General features: G+C 48.8%; 1 rRNA gene. It reads right to left on the reverse strand.

Going from position 1 to position 3,128, the window contains the following annotated elements:
* Positions 1-64 precede the first annotated feature (64 nt).
* A 23S ribosomal RNA gene (locus tag DO88_RS17615) occupies positions 65-2,955 on the reverse strand.
* Positions 2,956-3,128: the final 173 nt, after the last annotated feature.

The following is a 3,128-nucleotide window of genomic DNA, read 5'->3' on the forward strand; positions in this document are numbered from 1 at the left end:
TCTACTTTAGTCATATTAACTTCTTCGCGTGTTTCACTATCACATAAAACGCGTTTGGCGTTGTATGGTTAAGCCTCACGGGTAATTAGTACAAGTTAGCTTAATGGCTCACACCACTTCCACATCTTGCCTATCAACGTTGTAGTCTTCAACGGCCCTTCAGAGACTTTAAAAGTCTAGTGAGAACTCATCTCGAGGCCTGCTTCGCGCTTAGATGCTTTCAGCGCTTATCAGTTCCGAACGTAGCTACCGGGCAATGCCATTGGCATGACAACCCGAACACCAGCGGTTCGTTCACTCCGGTCCTCTCGTACTAGGAGCAACCCCTCTCAATTCTCAAACGCCCACGGCAGATAGGGACCGAACTGTCTCACGACGTTCTAAACCCAGCTCGCGTACCACTTTAAATGGCGAACAGCCATACCCTTGGGACCGACTTCAGCCCCAGGATGTGATGAGCCGACATCGAGGTGCCAAACACCGCCGTCGATATGAACTCTTGGGCGGTATCAGCCTGTTATCCCCGGAGTACCTTTTATCCGTTGAGCGATGGCCCTTCCATTCAGAACCACCGGATCACTATGACCTACTTTCGTACCTGCTCGACGTGTCTGTCTCGCAGTTAAGCTGGCTTCTACCATTACACTAACCGTACGATGTCCGACCGTACTTAGCCAACCTTCGTGCTCCTCCGTTACTCTTTAGGAGGAGACCGCCCCAGTCAAACTACCCACCAGGCACTGTCCGTAACCCCGATTCAGGGGCCAACGTTAGAACATCAAAACTACAAGGGTGGTATTTCAAGGTTGACTCCACAACAACTAGCGTCGCTGCTTCAAAGTCTCCCACCTATCCTACACATGTAGGTTCAATGTTCAGTGCCAAGCTGTAGTAAAGGTTCACGGGGTCTTTCCGTCTAGCCGCGGGTACACAGCATCTTCACTGCGATTTCAATTTCACTGAGTCTCGGGTGGAGACAGCGTGGCCATGGTTACACCATTCGTGCAGGTCGGAACTTACCCGACAAGGAATTTCGCTACCTTAGGACCGTTATAGTTACGGCCGCCGTTTACCGGGGCTTCGATCAAGAGCTTCTCCCTAAGGATAACCCCATCAATTAACCTTCCGGCACCGGGCAGGTGTCACACCGTATACGTCATCTTGCGATTTTGCACAGTGCTGTGTTTTTAATAAACAGTCCCAGCCACCTGGTCACTGCGGCTCCCGTCCGCTTAGAGAGCAAGTCTCATCACAGATAGGAGCGTACCTTCTCCCGAAGTTACGGTACGATTTTGCCTAGTTCCTTCACCCGAGTTCTCTCAAGCGCCTTAGTATTCTCTACCTGACCACCTGTGTCGGTTTGGGGTACGATTCCATATAATCTGAAGCTTAGAGGCTTTTCCTGGAAGTATGGCATCAGCAACTTCATCACCGTAGTGACTCGTCTCGTGTCTCAGGTTTAGTGTTCGTCCGGATTTACCTAAACAAACGCCCTACTCACTTTCACATAGACTACCAACGCTATGCTTGCTTAGCCTGCTCCGTCCCCCCATCGCAATTATATCGAGTACAGAAATATTAATCTGTTTCCCATCGACTACGCCTTTCGGCCTCGCCTTAGGGGTCGACTTACCCTACCCTGATTAACATGGGATAGGAACCCTTGGTCTTCCGGCGTGGGAGTTTTTCACTCCCATTATCGTTACTCATGTCAGCATTCGCACTTCTGATACGTCCAGCATACCTCCCGGTACACCTTCAACCGCTTACAGAACGCTCCCCTACCACTCAGAATAAATTCTGAATCCGCAGCTTCGGTGCATAGTTTAGCCCCGTTACATCTTCCGCGCAGACCGACTCGACCAGTGAGCTATTACGCTTTCTTTAAAGGATGGCTGCTTCTAAGCCAACCTCCTGGCTGTCTGGGCCTTTCCACATCGTTTCCCACTTAACTATGACTTTGGGACCTTAGCTGGCGGTCTGGGTTGTTTCCCTCTTCACGACGGACGTTAGCACCCGCCGTGTGTCTCCCGGATATTACTTTACGGTATTCGGAGTTTGCAAAGGGTTGGTAAGTCGGGATGACCCCCTAGCCTTAACAGTGCTCTACCCCCGTAAGTATTCGTCCGAGGCTCTACCTAAATAGATTTCGGGGAGAACCAGCTATCTCCCGGTTTGATTAGCCTTTCACTCCTAGCCACAGGTCATCCCCTAACTTTTCAACGTTAGTGGGTTCGGTCCTCCAGTTGATGTTACTCAACCTTCAACCTGCCCATGGCTAGATCACCGGGTTTCGGGTCTATACCTTGCAACTAGTCGCCCAGTTAAGACTCGGTTTCCCTACGGCTACCCTATTCGGTTAACCTCGCTACAAAATATAAGTCGCTGACCCATTATACAAAAGGTACGCAGTCACCCAACAAGTGGGCTCCTACTGCTTGTACGTACACGGTTTCAGGTTCTATTTCACTCCCCTCACAGGGGTTCTTTTCGCCTTTCCCTCACGGTACTGGTTCACTATCGGTCAGTTGGGAGTATTTAGCCTTAGATGATGGTCCACCTATATTCAGTCAAAGTTTCACGTGCTCCGACCTACTCGATTTCACTTAAAATGTCTTTTCATGTACGGGACTATCACCCTGTATCGTGGCGCTTTCCAGCAGCCTTCCATTAACACATAATAAGCTTAAGGGCTGTTCCGATTTCGCTCGCCGCTACTTTCGGAATCTCGGTTGATTTCTTTTCCTACGGGTACTTAGATGTTTCAGTTCTCCGCGTTCGCCTCGTTAACCTATGTATTCAGTTAACGATACCTGCAAGCAGGTGGGTTTCCCCATTCGGAAATCCTAGTCTCAAGCGCTTTTTACTAGCTTGACTAGGCTTATCGCAAGTTAATACGTCCTTCATCGCCTCCAACTGCCAAGGCATCCACCGTGTACGCTTAGTCACTTAACCATACAACCCAAACGGGTCTTTGTTTTGTGACAGTTTAACTTCGCCAGAAGTCAATATTGAATACTAAAGTAGATACCAATCAATCAACTCATAAGAGTTAATTAAATGGCACTCAATGGTACTGCTACCATTGTTTTTTTACTTTTGAAAACTCTTGATAAATACAATGTATT

Source organism: Pseudoalteromonas sp. S3431, from assembly GCF_000690035.1.
In the GTDB taxonomy this organism is placed as follows: Bacteria; Pseudomonadota; Gammaproteobacteria; order Enterobacterales; family Alteromonadaceae; genus Pseudoalteromonas; species Pseudoalteromonas fuliginea.